The organism is Haloarcula rubripromontorii, assembly GCF_001280425.1.
Taxonomy (GTDB): Archaea; Halobacteriota; Halobacteria; order Halobacteriales; family Haloarculaceae; genus Haloarcula; species Haloarcula rubripromontorii.
Genome location: NZ_LIUF01000004.1, coordinates 327,875 through 344,978 on the forward strand (window position 1 = coordinate 327,875; position 17,104 = coordinate 344,978).

Consider the following 17,104-nt stretch of genomic DNA (forward strand, 5'->3'; position numbering starts at 1 on the left):
CGATGACGAACGCAACCAAGCGTGTGACTGACCGAAATCCTGAGTACGACCCCGCGGATATCCTCGGTGCAGCGAGTTCTGACCCTGAAACAAGGGGGAACGGACGGGAACGGGTCCTCGAATCCACCAGGTATCCAGAGGGAACAGAGGATGGTGCTCGCACCTGTTCGACCTGCGGACAGGAGATTCAACAAGATAACCGCCAGTGTCCGTTCTGCGCTCAAACCGGTGTCTCAGAGAGTCCTTCCGGCAATCAGGATAACAGCCCACTTGGGGAGTGGACGTTCGGCCGGGTCGTACTCGCACTCGTCGACGCGAACACTAACTTCCACGCACGGGCACTGGGCGCTGCGGCCTTCTCCGTGTCCGACAGCATCGCGAGTGGCGAGGATACCTCTCACGGCACGGTGAAGTGTCGAGCAGCATTTGGCACCGAGCCAGCGTCGAATCTTACTCGCGGTTGGCCCGACCTGCCGACCGAAACCACGCTCGACGAGGAAACTGGACAGGCGCTACTGGAGGCAGCCGACGAGCAGACCAACTGGGACGGCGACGTCCAGCCACGGATCTATCTCGAGGATGGATCACCAGTCACCGATCGCTCTGAGTTCCAGCGTCTCACAGAGGAGTTCAAACAGGACGATGGGACGTACTGGCTTGTGCCCGGCGTCGTGCAGCGCCACCAAGCGAGAGCCGAACCGGAGATAGTTGGTATCGAGTTTTATTGTCGGCAGTGTGGCGCCGTGACGGGACACGAATCTCACGGGCTCGATGGCTTCGAGTGCCATACCCATCTCGACCGTATGATCTGGATCTGCAGGGAATGCGGACAGCACCGACACGAGCCCGAACAGGAGGATGACACGGAGGAGGTGACGGGCTATGAGCATCTTCCCGACGGCGTCTCACCCGAGGACATCCACGGCGACGAGCCAGACTTCCAGGAGCAGGAGTTCCAAGACCAGATCAGTGCCTATCGCGAGCGGTACGGGTTCTTCCCGTGGGAGCGGTAGCTATTCTGTTGCTTCGGATAGGATTTGAGAATACAGGTCATCAGAGATTCAAAAGCCAGCATCACGAGGGATGTCAACTCCACATTTTTTGCGGTCGTCAATACTTGCTTCGCGGAGTAGAATCCTGATGACACTGTAACGGTCAAATGGTGTCTGGCGTCGGGTTCGTCAAGAGACAACCCACCAGCTATTTTACTGGAACTATCGACGGCTGATGTGTGGAGAGCAGGGTAGCATCTGGACGGGCTGCCATCAGAGCAGTTGTGTCGCCTCAAGCAGTTGGACTGGGAGTCTCTAGTCTCATCCTTCTCACGGGGTTGTTCTCGAAACCACCAGCAGGACTGTCGATAGCTGGCCAGCGAGCGATAATGGTCTTCCTTGTCGCACTTGTGCTGTGGCTTACCAGACCGGTCCCATATATCGTCTCAAGCATTCTCAGCGTCACACTCCTGTATGCGCTGGGAGTTGTTGAGTCATTCGCGGTAGCGACGACGGGCTATGCATCGTCGCTCATCTTTTTTTTGCTGGCGTTGTTATTGTTAGGCAACGCTATCGCGGATGTCGATCTCGACCGACAGGTAGCACAGCAACTTCTTAGGGCTGAAACAACGCCCCAACGAACGCTTCAGTCTATTGCTGGGAGTATTCTGGGCCTGGCGCTGGTGATGCCGTCAGCGATGGCCCGTGCGGTGACGTTTATTCCAATTGTTGAGCAGATCGCGTCTGAATTCAACTATGCGGATGGAAGCGATTTCGAACAAGCCGCGTTCCTCATTTTGGGACACGTCAACCCGATTGCGTCAATGGCACTGATGACTGGTGGTGGGATGGCGCTGGTTACCTCGGAAATCATTAACAGCACGGTACGGTCGATATCGTGGGTTGACTGGGCACTTCTCATGGTGCCGCCGACAGTCCTGTTGTATGTGTTGGCCACGGTTGCAGCAATCATCTTCACGACAATTGGTGAGGCCAGACAGCAAAATCACGAGGCAGCAAAAACTACTGACTCCCAAAGCGAAGGGGGTGGGATTGCTGCCGAAACGACACAGTCACTATCCCGTGAGCAGTGGATTGTTGCTGCAGTCACCGGTGGAGCTGTCGTCAGTTGGATTATCGGCTCGTTCATCGGAATCCCGACTGTCCTCCCAGCTGTTGTTGCTGTGACTGTTCTCGCACTTCCCCGTATCGAGGTCATTACAGCCACGGATGCTGCTGATGTGAGCTGGGGGATTATATTCCTGATCGGAGCAATGCTGTCGATATTGGATGCTATGCAGACGACAGGGGCAATCCAGTACATCGTTGATCTGTTGACGGTGCTCGTTCCGTTTGGGGTACTTGCACAGTGGCAAATAATCGGCGTCCTGTTAGCTATCGCCGTCGGTGTCCGTGTCCTTTTTTCAACTGGTTCAGCGGCCATCGTAGTTGCCCTGCCGATTGTCTTGGAGTTCGGCGGTGAATTCGGCATCAACCAACTGTATCTCGCGTTGGCGGTGTTACTCGTCGTCGGTTCAACGACCCTGCTGCCGTTCAATACGACAGCCGTTCTCGTCTCGATGGATCACGGGCCTCTCTCGCATCGAAATGTCGCGACGTTTGGGACAGTAATGATGGTCCTCTCAGTGATAGTCGCTGCTGGGACGTGGTTAATATACTGGCCCCTCGTCACCTGAGGCGTGAGACATATATGTCTGAGACTGACCTGATAGGAGCAGGGGAGTAAACTATCCTACGCGTCGAGTTCACAACGATACCGACCGGTGTGATGGCCCAGCTGAGCCAGCAAATTGATGGCGTGCGGAGTATCGAACTCGACAATACGTTCTACGTTGAGGACGGTGTCTGGATTGAATCGCTTACTATCTCAGCCGATAACCAGTTCGATATTGAACGCGTTCTTGCAGAGATATCTGGTGTGTCACTGTTCTATATGAGTAAGATCCCAACAGGATCGGCCGAGGCAGATATTCAGCGGGTTACCATACTAGCTAATGAATCCTACCCGTTCATCTTGGGGCTTATTCTGCGTCAAGAGGCTATCCCGAACCGGATTGTCCTACAAAATGACACAGTCGAAGTTGTTATTACGACCCGAGATTGGGACCAGTTTCGGGCTGTGGCTGACGAGGTTCAGAAGACGCTTGGGGAATTCGAATTGCGCTCGGTAACACAAAACGAAGAACCCGGAGAGCCACTTGATAGCGGCCGGCTCACCGAGGTCCTTGTCTCGAAACTTACCGATGAACAATTAGAGATACTTGAAATCGCATATAACGAGGGATATTTCGACGTCCCTCGGAAGATTTCTGAGACGGAGCTCGCAAAAGAGCTTGATATTGCACAGTCAACAGTTAATGAGCGCTTACGAACTGCTGAACGAGCTCTACTCGGACTTATTTACGGTGCGAAAGAGGATTGAAAGATTCTGATAGTATGTGGAGTGCTGTGTAGCGCGAGACTCAATCTGGCAGTCCAATCTGTACTACTGATATAGAGCGTGTCATCTAATAGCTCTCAACCAGAATATTTCGCGGCTTGTTGTCTGAATAGAGGCTGGAGTTCGGTGTTGCCCCAACTCAAGCGAGAGATGAAGCAGTCAAAATCACTGCGTAGTGGGTGTGAATCATATTCTATGACATGCTGGATATAGGCTAGTACTGGAATCTCGGCATTGACACCCGTTGTCCGGTTACCCTCGTTCCTGAAAGCGGAGTAGTCGTCTTATATTCCTCATAGTGGAACTGTGGTCCGCTATTGTTCAATGAGTCTAAACATGGCTTATAAAGCATGATAGATATCGGTCTGTATCGGGATTAAAACGATTCCAGATACCCCGGAATGGGAAGACGAAATGGGACAGAAAGATGATGGAGAATTCGGCAGTGGACAAGGCAACCGACTAACCCGTCGCGGATACCTTACCGCGACAACCGCGTTGGGCGTGGGCGCACTTGCAGGGTGTAGCGGCGGTGACGGCGGTGATGGCGGTGGCGGCCAGAATCTCACTCCGAACGCACCCGATGGGACTCCAGAAAACGTCGAAACACAGTACTGGCGCAATTGGGACACGTTTGATGCCGACTCGCCGTCACTCGACTACAGCGCGACGGCCGGTGCAGTGCTTGACCCACTGCCGGTTGAGTTCTCAAGCCAAGACGACCCGTGGATGCGCGAACACGCGCTCATGGTGCAGCGGGGGCTGAACGACTTAGGTATCGAGGCGCAGTTGAACGACAGACCTCTGAACCAGTTGTACGCACAGAGCTGGTCGACCGATGGTCTGGATGCAGCCATCTCGATGAGTACGCACGGGCCCGATCCACAGCGCGGGCTTGACCCGAACCCACTGTTGATGCGCAGAACCGAAGGCAACCTCTCGAATTACGACAACTACTATCACCCTGAACTACAGGAGATACTCATCGAGCAGTCACAGGAAACGGACCGAGCGCGTCGAGAAGAACTCGTTAATCAGGCACAGGAGATCTTCGCGGAAGATGTCGGTGCGCTCATCACGCTATTCTCGGATGTCGTCACGGCTGTCAACACGAAGAAGTGGTCGGGATACGTGAAAACGCCCGGGAACGGGCCGACCGGTGACTCCTTCCAGTGGACGGAAGTTAATCTTCAGCCGGAGGCTGACGACCGAGACTACGTGAAAGGCGTTACCACGTCGATGAACTCGCTAAACCTCCCTTGGGCGGCCGGAGGTGCAGAAGAAAAACGCTTGACATTCATCTATGACGGCCTCTTCGATGCAACTCCCGACCTAGATGTGACGCCGGCACTGGCAACCGGTGGCGGGTTCGTCGACGACACGACAGTCGAACTTTCGCTACGTGAGGGTGTTGAATGGCACGACGGGGAACCCTTCACCGCAGAAGACGTGAAATTCACTGTCGAATTCTACAAGGAGTACTCTGCGTCGAGCCAGACACCGTTCTACGAGCCAATCGAGTCCGTAGAAGTGCTGGGCGACCACGAGGTTCGGATCAATCTCAAAAATCCGGACGCCGCTTTCATGACCCAGCGGGTGGTTCGGAGCGTCATTATCCCGAAACACCGGTGGGAGGATGTCGACAACCCATCCCAGCACAATCCAGATAACCCAGTCGGAACCGGCCCCTTCCAGTTCGAAGACTGGGAGCAGGGAACCCGGTTCGAGGTGTCCCGTAACGACGGTCACTGGATGTTTGACGACGAGTGGCGAGCTGATACCCTCGGTGACATGGCTGAAAGCGGCGAGGGAATCGACCGCGTCATCTGGATCAACGTGGGCAACGTAGACTCCATGATTGGGTCCCTTCAGGGCGGCGAAATTGACGCTGTCGGAACGACACTCTCGAACAGCCAAGCAAGCCGCGCCTCGAGTAACAGCAGCGTGGAGACAATGGTGTCCGGAAACTTCGCCCCACTGGACAACAAGCTCGCGTTCACCTGTCCGCTCATCCGCGATAAGGAGTTCCGTGTCGCACTTTCGAAGGCGGTTGATCCAGAGGGATTCGTCGAAGAGGTGCTACAGGGCCGCGGCTCTGTGCCGACAGGAGAAAACCCGATATCTGATCTCACACAGTGGCACAACGGCGACGTCACCGACTACGGCTACGACGTGGACGAGGCACGGTCACTGCTCGAACAGGCAGGCTACACGTGGGACGAGAATGACAATCTCCGGTATCCCAACGGTGAAGCGTGGGCTGCATTCGTTGAGCGCATTCAGGACGGCAATCAGTACAAGCGGCGGGAAGATCTGAATCAGCCGGACTTCTCCTGATTAGTGAGCACACAATGAGATACACAACCAACCGACCGTTCCAACAAACGGAGGGACAATGAGTCAATTCCAACGGTTCCTGGCCAAGCGACTTGCGATCTCTATCGGACTGACGCTGATCGCAGTGTCAGTAATCTTCGTCGTCTTGCGGCTACTGCCGGGGAGTCCTTTCGAGGCGCTCGTAACCTCCGGGAACCTCAACCAGCAGCAAATCAACGAGATACGAGCACTCTACGGATTGGATCAACCGATGTGGCGACAGTACATCGATTATATGACGAGCATCCTCACATTCCAGTTCGGCTACTCCATTCTCCGGAGTCAGCCGGTCTGGGACGTGCTGGAACCGCGATTAGTCAATACGCTGATCCTGCTTGTGCCGGCATTGGTGACGACGGCTATCCTTAGCTCCGCAATTGGGATGTATGCTGGCTGGAATCGCGGCAGTCTACTGGAGAAAGGTAGTATCATCACAACGACGTTCCTGCGGTCAACGCCGGTGTTTATTACTGCAATTTTCTTTATTATCATGTTCGCGTACAACTTCGAGCTCGTTCCGGCGTTCGGCATGCGATCCGTCACGGCATCGCCGGAGGGATACATCGATACGTTCCTCTCGCTTGACTTCCTGCACCACTACATCCTGCCGTTTACCGTGGCGGTCCTGTACTACAGTGGTGACTTCCTGCTGCTTGCGCGGAACGGAATCGTCGAAAAACGCGGCTCTGAGTTCCTCAAACTCCACAAGGCGAAGGGGCTCACGGAAATGCAGCAGTTGGCTCGTGCTGGCCGGAACTCCATGCTGCCGATACTAACCTACTTCGCACTCCGGCTCGGGATGATTTTCCAGGGACTCATTCTCTTGGAGGTTGTGTTCGGATGGCCGGGCATCGGCCGCGAACTCGTCCTTGCCATCCAACAGCAGGACTACCCGCTGGTACAGGCCGCGGTGTTCATCATGGCACTTGCTGTTATCATTGCGAACCTAGCTGCAGACGTCCTATACGCGTACTTCGACCCAACAGTCTCAACCGGCGGAGGGAGCTCAGCATGAGTACGGAAACTAAACCAAAGGGACAACTGTACAAGCGGCTTGATCGAATTCGAGGGATAATCCGTAACCAGTTCGAGTTCCTCCGACAGGACCGACTGGCTACTATCGGCGTCATCTTCGTCGCCGGATTCGTCTTCCTCGGACTGTTCGGGCCAGCATTGGCCCCACACGACCCGATCGAACACGACGTCCGCAACGATGACGGACAGATTCTCCGTCTCGCCGAGCCGTCTGGTGAGGCCGTCTTAGGAACTACGGCGTTCGGAAAAGACGTCCTTAGTCAGTTCCTCGCCGGCGCACAGCCGACGTTGATCGTCGGGCTATTCGGTGGGATCGGAACCGGAGCAATCGGGTTCCTCATCGGCCTTGTGAGCGGGTACTATGGTGGCTGGGTTGACGAACTATTGATGCGATTGACTGATCTGACGTTCTCGTTGCCGTTCATGCCGATGGCGTTGTTGCTGCTGACGTTCGTCACCCCGAATATCTGGCTGATGACCGCGATTATCGCGGGGTTCCTCTGGAAGATGCCGGCTCGCGTCGTCCGTTCAGAGGTGTTATCGGTTCGAGAACGAACCTTCGTCAAGTCCGCACGGGCAAGCGGAGCGAGTGATCTCCGGACGATGTTGTATCACGTCGCTCCGAATGTGTTGCCTATCGGCTTCCTGTACACTGCATACGGGGTTGCTTGGGCTATTGCCGCACAAGCGAGTCTCGCGTTCCTCGGATTCGGCGACCCGACAATGACCAGCTGGGGGCGGATGCTCCGGCAGGTCTTCGAGTCCGGGAATATGCGTGTGGCTTGGTGGTGGGTTATCCCACCAGCCATCGGTATCGCTGCGATAACGACCTCAGTCTTCCTCATCGGTCGTGCGTACGAGGAAGTCATCAATCCCGAAATCCAGACTGAACAATGACATTACTAGACGTTGAGAACCTCAAAGTCACGTACACCACCGAAGACGACACCGTCCACGCTGTCAACGATGTCTCCTTTAGCATTGACGAAGGCGTCAACTATGGCTTGGCCGGCGAATCAGGGTCGGGAAAATCAACGATAGCAGAAGCGCTGTTAGGGCTACTCCCGGGCAACGGGACCGTCGAGCGAGGAAAAATCACGTTCAATGGCCGGGACATTACATCGCTGTCTAATACCGAACGTCGGGACATGCTTTGGGAGGATATCGCCTATATTCCCCAGAGTGCGATGGACTCGCTCGACCCAGTGATGTCGACCGGGGATCAAATCATCCAATCGATACAGGCCCACCGGTCCGTTTCGGACGAAAAGGCGCGGAGTCGCGTCGAAGAACTGTTCGAGATTGTTGGTTTGGATCCAGATCGGATCGACGACTATCCCCACGAATTCTCGGGTGGGATGCGCCAGCGCGTTACGATTGCGATGGCACTCGCACTGGAACCGGACCTCATCATTGCGGACGAGCCGACGACCGGGCTTGACGTCATCGTCCAAGACAAGATCATCGACAAAATCCTCGAGATCCAAGAACGGATGGACAGCTCGTTATTGCTTATTACCCACGAAATCGGCGTTATCGCCGAAACGTGTGACGAACTCTCCATCCTCTACGGTGGAAAAGTGATGGAGCAGGGGAGCGTTGACAACGTCCTCGTCAACCCGACGAACCCGTACACGATGGGGTTGAAGAACTCGTTCCCAGAGATTGACGGGAGCAATGAAGACGCAGTTGCGATACCCGGGTCACCGCCGAACCTGAATCACGAACCGACGGCGTGTGTGTTCAAAGATCGGTGTCCGTTCGCAACCGACGAATGCGGAGATTCACATCCGGATCTCGTTTCGCTTCCGAACCGTAACCATCGGTCGGCCTGCCACCACGTCGATAAGGCGGCCCAGATGCGGCGTGACGCCAAGAACCCGGAGACATGGGATATTCCCGAAGCAGAAGACACTGCCACCGACACAGGTGAAGTGGTCCTCGAAACAGACAACCTGGAGAAGTACTACGAACAGAGCCAGTCACTGTTGAGCCAGTTCCGCGGTGAAGACCCAGATTACGTGAAAGCCGTCGACGGTGTTTCACTGTCAGTCCGTCGCTCGGAAGTCGTTGGCATCGCAGGGGAATCCGGCTGTGGGAAGTCGACGCTGGGCGAGACGATGGCTCTGTTGGAGGATCCCACCGGCGGCGAGTTCGTCTTCGACGGAGAACCATACGAGTACTATCAGAACAGCAATCTGGAGGAATTCCGACGGAAGGTCCAGATCATCTTCCAGGACCCCTTCGATTCGCTCAACCCGCGCCAGACGGTCAGGAAACTCGTCGGTGAGCCGTTGACGATCCATGATTACCGGAGCGATGAACACGAGCAGGCCATCATCGAGACATTAGAGAAGGTCGGGCTGACACCCGCAGAGAAATTCCTTGACCAGTACCCACACGAGCTTTCGGGCGGCCAGCGCCAGCGTGTCGCAGTGGCGAAAGCGCTCGTACTGGACCCGGACTTCTTGATCTGTGACGAGCCGGCGTCAATGCTTGACGTTTCGCTCAAGGTGAACTTACTGAACCTGCTCAGAGAGCTGGCAGATACCGAAGATATCGGGATCGTCTATATCTCACACGACCTCGCGAGCCTGATGCAAGTTTCGGACAGGCTCGCAATAATGTACCTCGGACGGATAATCGAAGAAGGGACCGTCGATCGTATCGCGAACCAACCAAAACATCCGTATACCACCTCGTTACTCTCAGCGGCACCCGAGAAAGACCCGACTACGGATCGAGCCCGGGTGCTTCTGGACGGTGAGCCACCCGACCCGGTCGATCTCCCAACAGGCTGTAAATTCGCCCCGCGGTGTCCAAAAGCTGAAGAAGAGTGCTGGGCCACTGAACCAGCACTAGATGAGTCTGAAGACGAGGACCACCGTGCGGCGTGTTACTTCCCGGACGATGAGACGGCTGAGACTGCGGTAGAGGCCTCTCAGACGGACGACCCTGATCAGTCGACCAACGCTGGTTCATTGAGCGACTGAGCCTATGACCGCTTCCGAGCGATGTATCATGATGGCAGAAATTGGATTCCCGTTGTCAGCGAACGGTGACATCCGACAATTCGCTGTTGAGACACCAGTACAGACGGTTTCGACAGATGTAGTCACGGCTGCTGGTATCGGGGCCCTAGTGGTGCTGTTACTGTTGTCGGCGTTCTTTTCGTCCTCGGAGATAGCGATGTTCTCGTTGGCGCGACATCGCCTAGAAGCATTGATTCAAGACGGCGTTGATGGGGCGACGACGGCGGCCGAACTGAAAGACGACCCGCATCGGTTGCTTGTCACCATCCTTGTTGGGAACAACCTCGTCAACATCGCGATGTCATCGGTTGCGACAGCGTTACTTGCAATCTATCTCACGCAGGGTGAGGCTGTTCTCGCTGCGACATTCGGCGTTACAGCCGTCGTGTTATTGTTCGGAGAGAGCGCTCCGAAGTCCTACGCAATAGAGAATACGGAGTCATGGGTCCTGACGATTGCCCGGCCGCTCAAATGGTCAGAATACGCGCTGTATCCCCTCGTAATCGTGTTTGATCGCCTCACTAGGGTGGTAAACCGACTGACAGGCGGCGGGACAACCGTCGAATCGTCATATGTCACACGTGAGGAGATCCGTGAGATGATCCAGACTGGGGAGAACGAAGGGGTTATTGGGGCTGATGAGAGGGAAATGCTCCGCCGCGTATTCCGGTTTACCGATACGATCGCCAAGGAAGTGATGACACCACGGTTAGATGTCACTGCAATTCCGGGAACAGCCACGGTCGACGAAGCCATTGATGCGTGTATCGAGAACGGCCACACACGGGTACCGGTGTACAAGAGCGATCTCGATACGATCATCGGTATCGTTGAACTGGGAGAGCTAATCCAGCGACGGGACGAAGCTGACACGGCCAGCACTGCTGCGGAGTGCTGCGCTTCGACACTGCACGTGCCAGAGAGTAAGCACGTTGATGAACTGTTCCGTGAAATGCGCGACGAGCGTATCCAGCAGGTCGTTGTCGTCGATGAGTTTGGAACGACTGAAGGGATCATCACAACAGAAGATATCGTCGAGACCGTTGTCGGCGAAATTCTCGATGAAGAAGAAGCAGAACCGATCGAAGTGGTTGATGACCGGACTGTCCGAGTCGCTGGCAGTGTTACCATTGAGGCGGTCAACGATGCTGTCAGCGTGGACTTTCCGGAGGGTGAAGAATTTGAGACGATTGCAGGTTTTGTGTTCAATCGAACTGGGAGACTCGTCGACCCCGGCGAGACACTGGTCTACGATGGAGTCGAACTAACTATGGAATCGACCAGCAAGACTCGAATTGAACGCGTCCGAATCACCGAACCCGAACCCTCGATCGCTAATGGCGGGTCTGCAACTGTTCTGGGTAAACAGTGACGGGCTACTCGGTGTCGTCTATTACTGTCACAACCGGACAATCAGCCTCGAAAAGCACGGCCTGTGTTGTGCTTCCGAAAACAGCCTTTCCGGCCGGTGACCGCTCCCGTCCTCCAATGACAAGATACTGTGCAGCAACCTCGTCAGCTACTGCGGTAATTTCTGAAACTGGATCTCCAACTCGACCGAGAGTGGAGATACAATTGAAATCAGCGTCGTCGAATGTGTTGACCACGACTTCGTTTGCGACATTTGCAGCGGCATCCGCCCGCTGTGACTTGCTATACCCGTCGATCGATCCCACTCGTTCAACTGTCGCCTTCCGTTCCTCAAACTCCGACTGTGTGACACAGTGGAGGACGTGTAGCTCCGTGTCATATGCTGAAGCGAGATCAAATGCTGTTTCGACGACCGGGTCTGCTTCTGTGGTTCCGTCAACTGCTGCTAGTATCGACATACAAAAAATATCAAATATATGATACTTATACGTTTCGGTTTGGGCCAGCAGGGGGCATGGATAGTAACCGTAATTGACGGCAGAAATACGCCAAGACTGGTGAAATAGGTTAAAATCAGGTAGTATGGTTTTCTGAGCTAGCGCGTTGAATGACAACACTAAGATTAGTTTCTAAACCGACTATCTGCTATAGTTTTACGATATTATATATGTGAGCCTGAGCCAACTGGCTAGCCTGATTTTGTGACTCCCGTGTGACTGGAGGAGAGAATGTGTGCAACAAACGAGCCTTCGTTCGAGGAGTATGACTTCGACCACGGTGACCGCGTTTGCGTCGACTGGACAGACGGACTGGGACCACTCGACGAGGTCGTGGGCACTGTCTCAGGAATCTCGCGCAGCGCAGGCGACGTGATCGTCGCTGTCGAGGCCGACGACGATCAGTACCTAGACAACACGATTTATTACGGGACCCATGACTGCGCTCCTGAGTGGGTCGATCCGCTAGAGCAATCCTAGTCTGACGATCTGCGTAGCCAGTGGCGGTGTCATTTCAGGATTGTCGAGGATACATCGTCTGCTCATTGACCGCTGAGTGATCTATCGACGAATTCAGTAATGTCGTTGCAATTCCGGCTCTAGTTTGACATATTTTCAGCCGAAGGCCATGTCCAGAGTGGAACAAGCCATGTCTGGATTGTGGCCTTAGAAATACTGAGACACGACTCAGCGGCACCTGACCGATAACATTATATTCACCTGCTATAATCTTGGATGAGGACGCAGGTTACTCCGTTGCCTTTGTGGCGGGGACTGACCTAGTAAGCATGTGTGGTCACAGCGCACGTGTGCTGACGACTTGCTGCCGACTGGGCGGAACAAGTACCACCTGAAGAATTCCTCGCTACGGGTTCACCAAAAGCTAACCAACAAAAGGGGGATCACGCAGATGTTGGTTAGCCCAAGCGTTCCTCAGACGTAGGACACGGTTTGAGCTTGCTGGGCTTCTTTGGGATCAATGCAGATTGGGCCCAGCGTGGAGGCCGGGAGTGCAATGGATATGAGAAGAGTTAATCCTACACCCCCACCCCACTGGTTCCGCTGTTAGAGGATAGATAGACGGCACCACCCCCGTGGGAGGGGGTGCTTTGCTATCTTGGTGATAACGTTATACGGATACCTTTTCTTATTCAGATACTTGAACTTATTCACTAGCTCTAGAGATATTAGGGCTAATCTCAATGACATTCACCACAAGCGTCTATTGCTAACAGCGGAACCAGTGGGGTGGGGGTTCCCCACCTCACGTCTCAGACAGTCTGGTTTCGGGTAGTTGCGACGGAAGTAATTGAAATAGACTTGCGACAGCTCAGTAAATACCAGCGGCAGCACTTTGCACAGCTAACAGCGGAACCAGTGGGGTGGGGGTCTTCATCCGCTCACTCTCATCTCGATCCGGTCTTTTTCCCTCAAGACCGATTGCCTAACAAATCAATAGTGAAAGCAGTGTAGTGATCACCATGTTCTCCATCTAACAGCGGAAGCAGTGGGGTTGGCTATTTATATACTAATCCGAACAGCGGAAGCAGCGGAACCAAAGGTTAAGACACTTCGTGTCGCAACCACAGACAAATGAGTGATATCACGTTTTCGCCGACGTCTACGATATTCGAGCAACGTGAGGCACTGCTTGAAGAGTGGACCCCAGATGAGCTTGTCGGGCGTGACGAAGAACTCCAGAAGTATCACGCTGCTCTCCAGCCAGTCATCAACAATGAGACCCCTTCAAACATCTTCCTGTATGGAAAAAGCGGGGTCGGCAAGACTGCTGCCACCCGATATCTTCTGTCCGCTTTGGAACGTGATGCGAGCGACGTTGACGGACTGGACCTCAGTACGGTTGAAGTCAATTGTGACGGGCTCAATTCGAGCTATCAGGCTGCGGTCGCCATTGTAAACACACTGCGTGATCCTGCTAACCAGATTTCCAACACCGGATATCCACAGGCATCAGTGTATCAGTTCCTCTTCGAGGCGCTCGATGATCTGGGTGGCACGGTACTCATTGTTCTTGACGAGGTCGATCACATTGAGGACGATTCACTGCTCTACAAACTGCCACGCGCGAGGTCGAATGGCGATATCTCCGATGCGAAATTAGGTGTCATCGGTATCTCGAACGATCTTGATTTCCGCAACCAACTTTCATCGAAAGTCCGTTCCAGTCTGTGTGAAAAGGAAGTCTCATTTTCAGCATACAACGCCAATGAGCTTCAACTCGTGTTGAAACAGCGTGAGGCTGTCGCGTTCAAAGACGATGTCATCGATGATGGTGTCATCGAAATGTGTGCTGCCTACGGAGCCAAGGACTCTGGAGACGCCCGCCAAGCTCTAGATCTCTTGCTTGAGGCGGGTGATCTTGCCCGAGAATATGATGATGAACTCGTGACTGAACACCACGTAAGCGAAGCCCGACAACGACTCCAGACTGATCAGGTCGTTGAGGGTATCCGCAACTACTCTGAGCATGGTCAACTGGTTCTCTATGCGCTCACTGGACTTGCTGAAGACGGTGACACACCTGCCCGGACGCGAGATATCCTAGGGGCGTATCAGGAGTTAGCCCGTGGGGAAGGTCTGGACCCCGTTTCAGAGCGGTCGGTCCGTGATTATCTTGGTGAACTCACGCAACTCGGCATTATTTCTTCAACTGAGTACAACCGAGGGAAGGGTGGAGGGAAGTACAAGGAATTCGAGTTAGAGCAATCCATCAGTTCGATCAAAACAGGCCTTTCGGAGCTCCTCAAAACGAATCCGTAAACGCACTCGATTGAGGGGCACCCCACCGGTTCCGCTGTTAGATGTGGGGTGCACTGTCTCATTGCTGTCGCTGTGCATACGATTTGTTTGTTCATGGAATCGGCTGAACCAACCGCTCAGCCTGGCGTGTGGCTTTCACCGAGACTCTTACCGTTTCATATCATAGTTGTAGAGCGGTGCAAGATACAGGGCGCGTATCCAGTGGGGGAGAACTCGTAGACGTACTCGATTGGAAGACTTGTTCATGTAACTCGCTGGCAAAGAATTAATTCACGTCCGTCAGAAGCGCCTGTATGGACAGTCGACGAAACCTCTACATCGCTGCGTTTGTTGGTGCGTCGCTGTCATACATATTCAACGTTCTCGCTTTCACTGGTACCTTGGATGTCTTCCGTTGGTTCGTGTTCGCTGTCGTCTTTCTCGGGTTTACCTATGGGTACGAGAAGTTCATTGAGTGGCAGACTGGATAATGCTGCATCAATTTGCCTCACAGTCGTCATCGCGTGCTGACTACACCCTCTATATTCAGCACACAAGCTTAACCTGAAATCAGATAGATTAAGACTCGAACCGTTCTCTACTTGACCTGTGTTAATCGATTGCGGATGGTGGAAGTATTAGAACCGTGGGATCCTATACACTCGAAATAGAGTGTATGTAGCCCGCTTAACTATAGATGGATTGTGTCATCAGGACAGAGATGCTAACCAACGCTTCGAATAAAATCTCTCCAACGTTGGTTAGTCCTACCGTTCACAACTCGGCCGGTTCCACATCTTGTGAATTCACTCTGTCGCCGTCGTGACTGGCCCAACGTACTGGCTCGTGACTGTCTCCCCGTCTCGCCACTGGAGGTAGTAGTAGTCCCGCCCGTCGATGGTCTTCGTCGTGAGCGTTCCTTTCGAGGCCGGGATGTCTGCCTTCTCGCGTGCAGTTTCCAGTTTCTCTTCCCACTCCGCTTCGTCCTCATCCCATCCTTCAGGTGTCTCCGGTTCGTGTTCATCCGATTCGGCGGCTTCCTCGAATTGCTCTGTGAGCGCCCGGGTACTATCGACTGCTTGTTCGTATGTTGCTGTCAGTTCCGCATCGAGATCTGCTCTCTCGATGGCCTGGAGTTGTTCGAGGGCATCGGCTGCGCGATCTTGGTTGTTCATCTACTAACCAACATTGTGTCCGTATAACTTCGCTTTGTTGGTTAGCCTAATCGGTGGCTTACTCCAGTGGCTGGTCGAGAATGTCAAAGATATCGACGGTTTTGAATTCCTGATACTGCTCATTCTCAGTCGTTTCGGTCAGGATGTCCTGGGCCACAAGTCCTCGGATTACGTTCCGTGCTGTCTGTGGGGTCAGATCTAGTAGCTCGTCTCCTAGAGTTGCCGACGTGAGTGGAGTTCTGTTACGCAACTATTTGGAACAGTATAAGTAAAATATAGCGAAGAATCAGTTCGTTTGTTTGGTGGGCCGCTTGTTGATTCGGTAATCGACATATAAACGGAGAAACCCAAGAGGAGTAATAAAGAAGAATATGTAGATGCTTGTCGAAGCAATCTCAACCACGCTAAAGTGGTCTAGAACAGCTAATAGAATTACTGCGGCGAGAATAACGTCTACCACTCGCCCTGGACGCGTTTCAGAGAGGGCTTTAGGCATATATTCGGGTGCAGTCCAAGAACACTAAAAGTTGCTGAGGTTTATTTCTGACAGGTGGGGGAAAAATTCTGTGAAGGTAGTTTTGTTTTGATTCACGATCGTTCGACTGTCCGGTTGTACGCTCGGATCATATTATTGTACTCTGCATCGGTGAGATCTCCATTATTCCAGTCCTGTTCCGCTTGGTTGAGTTCACTCGATTCGATCCGACCATTGGTGTTGGTGTCGTGCTCTGCTGCTGTCGAACCGAAATTGTAGATCGGCTTGTAGACCGGAGATTCTACTCGCACCCCGGCTACCATCAAGATGTAGTTTGAATTCGACTCCTGCTCCTTTGTCACCCTGATACTGGACTATGCGGCGAAAAACATCGGTTTGCAGTATCTCCGGCGTCGGCAAAACGCAGACGCCGGAGGCGCACCTGTAGACGTGCGCTTGAATCGCGGGACGCTGAACGTGAGTGGGGAGTACAACCCCCTGCCTCTGCTGAGGCATAGAACGGGAGTCCACGCGAAAGCCCTCCCCTCAACGAGCGAGCGGGGCGATTGCCCCCGAGCGAAGTAGGGGAGGGTAGTTTGCGCTGTTGTGTTTTCGAGGAGGCGAAGTTCGCGATCATCCAGCGACGCGTGGCTCTCGCCCCACCAAGGAGTGTCAAAAGACAAGCTAAGGCCGTATCTTAGAGCGTTTCAGCTCCGCCGCGAACTCTACAGAAAACCAGGTGACGAAGCGCTCAAACATGCTCTTAACGCCGTCCTCTGATAATCAACAACGTGCTTCACAAGAGCGCACTGGGCATGTCGGATTTCGGCTGAGCCGAAGAGGTAGTTCTTCGATGTAGTAAGCAGATAAGACAGAACGGCCATCATTGAGACCAATTTGACCAATCTTCCTATTATCACATCTGTTGTG

Annotated in this window: 13 protein-coding genes and 2 pseudogenes; 13 read left to right on the forward strand and 2 right to left on the reverse strand. The window is 53.8% G+C overall.

Features of this window, described 5'->3' with window-relative positions; all coding sequences use genetic code 11:
* Positions 1 to 2 precede the first annotated feature (2 nt).
* From AMS69_RS13915 to AMS69_RS13950, 8 genes are all read left to right on the forward strand, one after another.
* A complete protein-coding gene (locus AMS69_RS13915; RefSeq protein ID WP_053968660.1) occupies positions 3 to 1,013 on the forward strand; it encodes a hypothetical protein in 1,011 nt (336 codons plus the stop codon).
* 368 nt (positions 1,014 to 1,381) lie between these two features.
* Entirely contained in the window at positions 1,382 to 2,689 is a 1,308-nt protein-coding gene (locus tag AMS69_RS13920; protein ID WP_394325231.1) for an SLC13 family permease, read from the forward strand.
* A gap of 92 nt (positions 2,690 to 2,781) precedes the next feature.
* On the forward strand, positions 2,782 to 3,435 hold the full coding sequence (locus AMS69_RS13925; protein ID WP_053968662.1) for a helix-turn-helix domain-containing protein: 654 nt from the start codon (positions 2,782 to 2,784) through the stop codon (positions 3,433 to 3,435).
* A gap of 432 nt (positions 3,436 to 3,867) precedes the next feature.
* Positions 3,868 to 5,790, forward strand: a complete 1,923-nt coding sequence (locus tag AMS69_RS13930) for an ABC transporter substrate-binding protein (protein ID WP_053968663.1) — start codon at positions 3,868 to 3,870, stop codon at positions 5,788 to 5,790.
* A gap of 58 nt (positions 5,791 to 5,848) precedes the next feature.
* The gene (locus AMS69_RS13935; protein WP_053968664.1) at positions 5,849 to 6,844 is read left to right on the forward strand and encodes an ABC transporter permease; all 996 of its coding nucleotides are present in this window, start codon (positions 5,849 to 5,851) and stop codon (positions 6,842 to 6,844) included.
* Positions 6,841 to 7,761 (forward strand): ABC transporter permease, encoded by a 921-nt coding sequence (locus AMS69_RS13940; RefSeq protein ID WP_053968665.1) that lies wholly within the window; start codon positions 6,841 to 6,843, stop codon positions 7,759 to 7,761. Before AMS69_RS13935 ends, AMS69_RS13940 begins: the two co-directional genes overlap by 4 nt.
* Positions 7,758 to 9,857 carry a dipeptide ABC transporter ATP-binding protein gene (locus AMS69_RS13945; protein ID WP_053968666.1) on the forward strand — a complete coding sequence of 700 codons (2,100 nt, stop codon included), beginning with the start codon at positions 7,758 to 7,760 and terminating at the stop codon, positions 9,855 to 9,857. The genes AMS69_RS13940 and AMS69_RS13945 overlap by 4 nt, the downstream gene beginning before the upstream one ends.
* 31 nt (positions 9,858 to 9,888) lie before the next feature.
* Positions 9,889 to 11,268 (forward strand): hemolysin family protein, encoded by a 1,380-nt coding sequence (locus AMS69_RS13950; RefSeq protein WP_238378448.1) that lies wholly within the window; start codon positions 9,889 to 9,891, stop codon positions 11,266 to 11,268.
* 4 nt (positions 11,269 to 11,272) lie between these two features.
* Here the strand turns inward: AMS69_RS13950 and AMS69_RS13955 are convergent, their stop codons facing one another.
* Complete coding sequence (locus AMS69_RS13955) at positions 11,273 to 11,725, reverse strand: universal stress protein (RefSeq protein ID WP_053968667.1); 453 nt, start codon at positions 11,723 to 11,725, stop codon at positions 11,273 to 11,275.
* Positions 11,726 to 11,995: 270 nt separating this feature from the next.
* Here AMS69_RS13955 and AMS69_RS13960 point away from each other — a divergent pair, with 270 nt between their 5' ends.
* The 3 genes from AMS69_RS13960 (at position 11,996) to AMS69_RS20690 (ending at position 15,015) form a co-directional block, all read left to right on the forward strand.
* Positions 11,996 to 12,244, forward strand: a complete 249-nt coding sequence (locus AMS69_RS13960) for a hypothetical protein (RefSeq protein WP_053968668.1) — start codon at positions 11,996 to 11,998, stop codon at positions 12,242 to 12,244.
* Between the two features lie 1,113 nt (positions 12,245 to 13,357).
* Entirely contained in the window at positions 13,358 to 14,545 is a 1,188-nt protein-coding gene (locus AMS69_RS13965; protein ID WP_053968669.1) for an orc1/cdc6 family replication initiation protein, read from the forward strand.
* Between the two features lie 293 nt (positions 14,546 to 14,838).
* Positions 14,839 to 15,015, forward strand: coding sequence for a hypothetical protein (locus AMS69_RS20690; protein ID WP_170083131.1), 177 nt, complete (start codon positions 14,839 to 14,841; stop codon positions 15,013 to 15,015).
* A 315-nt stretch (positions 15,016 to 15,330) separates the two neighbouring features.
* On the opposite strand, the gene AMS69_RS13970 is transcribed toward AMS69_RS20690, so the two are convergent.
* A complete protein-coding gene (locus AMS69_RS13970) occupies positions 15,331 to 15,699 on the reverse strand; it encodes a hypothetical protein (protein WP_053968670.1) in 369 nt (122 codons plus the stop codon).
* A gap of 853 nt (positions 15,700 to 16,552) precedes the next feature.
* Here AMS69_RS13970 and AMS69_RS20910 point away from each other — a divergent pair.
* Positions 16,553 to 16,692: pseudogene (locus AMS69_RS20910) on the forward strand (RNA-guided endonuclease TnpB family protein); the annotation flags it as partial.
* 124 nt (positions 16,693 to 16,816) lie between these two features.
* A pseudogene (locus AMS69_RS20250) lies at positions 16,817 to 16,954 on the forward strand (IS1595 family transposase); the annotation flags it as partial.
* Positions 16,955 to 17,104 lie beyond the last annotated feature (150 nt).

What these genes read in the sequence shown, in the direction of transcription:
- AMS69_RS13925 (WP_053968662.1), top strand. Translation starts at nt 2,782, where the DNA reads ATGGCCCAGCTGAGCCAGCAAATTGATGGCGTGCGGAGTATCGAACTC.
- AMS69_RS13915 (WP_053968660.1), top strand. Translation starts at nt 3, where the DNA reads ATGACGAACGCAACCAAGCGTGTGACTGACCGAAATCCTGAGTACGAC.
- AMS69_RS13950 (WP_238378448.1), top strand. Translation starts at nt 9,889, where the DNA reads ATGGCAGAAATTGGATTCCCGTTGTCAGCGAACGGTGACATCCGACAA.
- AMS69_RS13920 (WP_394325231.1), top strand. Translation starts at nt 1,382, where the DNA reads ATGGTCTTCCTTGTCGCACTTGTGCTGTGGCTTACCAGACCGGTCCCA.
- AMS69_RS13935 (WP_053968664.1), top strand. Translation starts at nt 5,849, where the DNA reads ATGAGTCAATTCCAACGGTTCCTGGCCAAGCGACTTGCGATCTCTATC.
- AMS69_RS20690 (WP_170083131.1), top strand. Translation starts at nt 14,839, where the DNA reads ATGGACAGTCGACGAAACCTCTACATCGCTGCGTTTGTTGGTGCGTCG.
- AMS69_RS13930 (WP_053968663.1), top strand. Translation starts at nt 3,868, where the DNA reads ATGGGACAGAAAGATGATGGAGAATTCGGCAGTGGACAAGGCAACCGA.
- AMS69_RS13955 (WP_053968667.1), bottom strand. Translation starts at nt 11,725, where the DNA reads ATGTCGATACTAGCAGCAGTTGACGGAACCACAGAAGCAGACCCGGTC.
- AMS69_RS13940 (WP_053968665.1), top strand. Translation starts at nt 6,841, where the DNA reads ATGAGTACGGAAACTAAACCAAAGGGACAACTGTACAAGCGGCTTGAT.
- AMS69_RS13965 (WP_053968669.1), top strand. Translation starts at nt 13,358, where the DNA reads ATGAGTGATATCACGTTTTCGCCGACGTCTACGATATTCGAGCAACGT.
- AMS69_RS13970 (WP_053968670.1), bottom strand. Translation starts at nt 15,699, where the DNA reads ATGAACAACCAAGATCGCGCAGCCGATGCCCTCGAACAACTCCAGGCC.
- AMS69_RS13945 (WP_053968666.1), top strand. Translation starts at nt 7,758, where the DNA reads ATGACATTACTAGACGTTGAGAACCTCAAAGTCACGTACACCACCGAA.
- AMS69_RS13960 (WP_053968668.1), top strand. Translation starts at nt 11,996, where the DNA reads ATGTGTGCAACAAACGAGCCTTCGTTCGAGGAGTATGACTTCGACCAC.